Genomic DNA, 2,194 nt, shown 5'->3' on the forward strand with positions numbered 1-2,194 from the left:
TACCAAAACTTAGCCGTCAGCGGAGTTTTTCTACAGGCTCAACGCCTGCTCCAATATTTAAGCCAGAAACCAATTTGGGTTTGTTTCTCAGCCATTCCGATAATCTAGATGAGAACACGCCCATAAGGCTGAAACCTAGCGCTGTTAAAACCGCAAACCAAACCCCATAGCCAATCATTTGCCAGGTCACAGAGCCCAAATTGGGGTTTACAAACTGGGGAACAAACGCGAGCACAAACATGCCCGGCTTAGGGTTAAGTGCCGCTGAAAGGAAGCCTGTTGAGAATATAGTTTTTAAAGACTGTTTTTTTGCAGGCTCTAAAGAAAATAGATTTCGAGACCGAAGGACTTTAACGCCTAACCAAATTAGATAGCCCGCACCAATAATCTTGACCACATAGAAGGCTAGCTCGGACGTTTGAATTATAAGAGTCAGCCCAAATGTCGCCGCTAGCACGTGAAATAGAATTCCCATTCCAGACGATAAGCCAGAAACGGTTGCGGCCAATCTGCCTTGGCTTAAACCTCGTCCTATCGCCAACATGTTATCTGGCCCTGGGGAAATCACTAACAGCAAACATGCCAGTGTATATGTAGCCAATACCTCTAGTGGAAACATGTCATCTCCTTTTACCGGTAACCGAACGTCATCGCCAGCGGGACTTCCTTCCTGCACAGGTGGTGGTTAGGAACAGTATTGTTAGCCGCTAAGGTTAATATCGACCCCTTTACGTTTCATGGCGGCGAGGAAGTCATACAGCGATTCGTTATCAAAGGCGTTCATGGCGAAATCGAGTTTGAAATAGTCGCCGTTACTTAGCACAAACGTCAGCCGCGAGGCAGCTTTGCTTTTAGCGCCGCCCTGCCCTGAAGTTGGCTTTTGCATGGTATGGGTATGCGTGCCGATGTGTATTTTTTTAACGTCATTCACCGGCAGTTCATGTTCAATGGTTCGCCGCCCCGAAATGCCTTTCACAATGAGCTGATTGCCTCTCAGGGAAAGCTGGTATGACGACAGCGCTGTCAGCAGCCACTTCACATAGATGTAAAACAGGCCACCCAGTAACAGCACTCCGCTTGGTAGCCCTACTGTTTGCGCGACTGCTTGCTCCATGCCAAACAACTGCATTAGTAGCCATATAGCGAGCCCGACAAATAATGCGCCGTAGAGGATGAGCGCGACCAGCACCATAGGCAACCAGGAGTAAAATGACTTCACGATCTGCTCTTGCGTGTTGAGTCTGACGTCCATGATGGCCCTCTAGGCGAGTGAAGGTGATTCAGACAAGCGGTAGCATACAAAACGGCAATTCCCATTAGCAGGCAGTCGATACTGATAAGCTGTGGAATGGGCAGATAGCCGCTTACACGGTTTTCAAACCTTTGGTAGATTCAGTTTATGCCTAATGATTTGGGGGGGTGAAGGCTCTGCTAACTCATGAGTTCGCAGAACTACTTTGCCTTTCTTGAACTGTTTGATCTCATTGATACCGTCTAGAATCTCTGCCCCAAGGTTTCTATCAACCATTTTTGATTGCCTCCGCTATTTGCTTGAGCATGTGCCCAGGAATACTGGCACGCTCCGTTTTACTGTACAGCGTGAGCATCCATATCTCGTGATCGGATGCTTTCATCAAGTTGGTCAGAACGCTTTGTGCTAACACAAACTGCCATATATTCAGGCTTTTTTCACAAACTGGGCGGTGACCATCATGTCGCCAGCGCCATCGACCTTGCAGTCGAGCTGGTGGTCTTTGCCTTCCTTAAGCCGCTTGATAACGGCCTTGGTGCCAATCTTAAGCACGATTGAGCTGCCTTTGACCTTGAGATCTTTGATAAGCGTCACCTTATCGCCTTCAGCAAGCAGACTGCCATTGGCATCTTTCACCGTGACGGTGTCTTCCGCTTCAACCTCGGAAGGGTTCCATTCGTGGGCGCATTCTGGGCAGATAAACAGGCTTTGATCCTGATAGACGAATTCAGATTGGCAATTGGGGCAAGGTGGGCATGACATGGAAGGTGACTTCTGTGATTTGGTTGGCTGCTTATGATACTGAGCCTTTGCAGCCTTGGCGAATGCATCCAGGCAGGTTCACTGGGAAGCGGTGCCTGTTGATGGCTCAGTGTTTGAATCGTCGCGGGCTAAAGCCACCTCCTGGTATGGATTGACCTGTCAAGGGCACGGTTATCTTTC

Annotated in this window: 3 protein-coding genes; all 3 read right to left on the reverse strand. The window is 48.7% G+C overall.

What is annotated here, in order from left to right:
- Window positions 1-16 precede the first annotated feature (16 nt).
- The gene (locus tag INT19_RS12070; RefSeq protein ID WP_193060915.1) at window positions 17-619 is read right to left on the reverse strand and encodes a LysE family translocator; all 603 of its coding nucleotides are present in this window, start codon (window positions 617-619) and stop codon (window positions 17-19) included.
- Between the two features lie 81 nt (window positions 620-700).
- The gene (locus tag INT19_RS12075) at window positions 701-1,252 is read right to left on the reverse strand and encodes a hypothetical protein (RefSeq protein WP_193060916.1); all 552 of its coding nucleotides are present in this window, start codon (window positions 1,250-1,252) and stop codon (window positions 701-703) included.
- Window positions 1,253-1,678: 426 nt separating this feature from the next.
- Entirely contained in the window at window positions 1,679-2,014 is a 336-nt protein-coding gene (locus tag INT19_RS12080) for a zinc ribbon domain-containing protein YjdM (protein ID WP_089039441.1), read from the reverse strand.
- Between the last annotated feature and the right edge of the window lie 180 nt (window positions 2,015-2,194).

This window comes from Halomonas sp. 3A7M, assembly GCF_014897875.1.
In the GTDB taxonomy this organism is placed as follows: domain Bacteria; phylum Pseudomonadota; class Gammaproteobacteria; order Pseudomonadales; family Halomonadaceae; genus Vreelandella.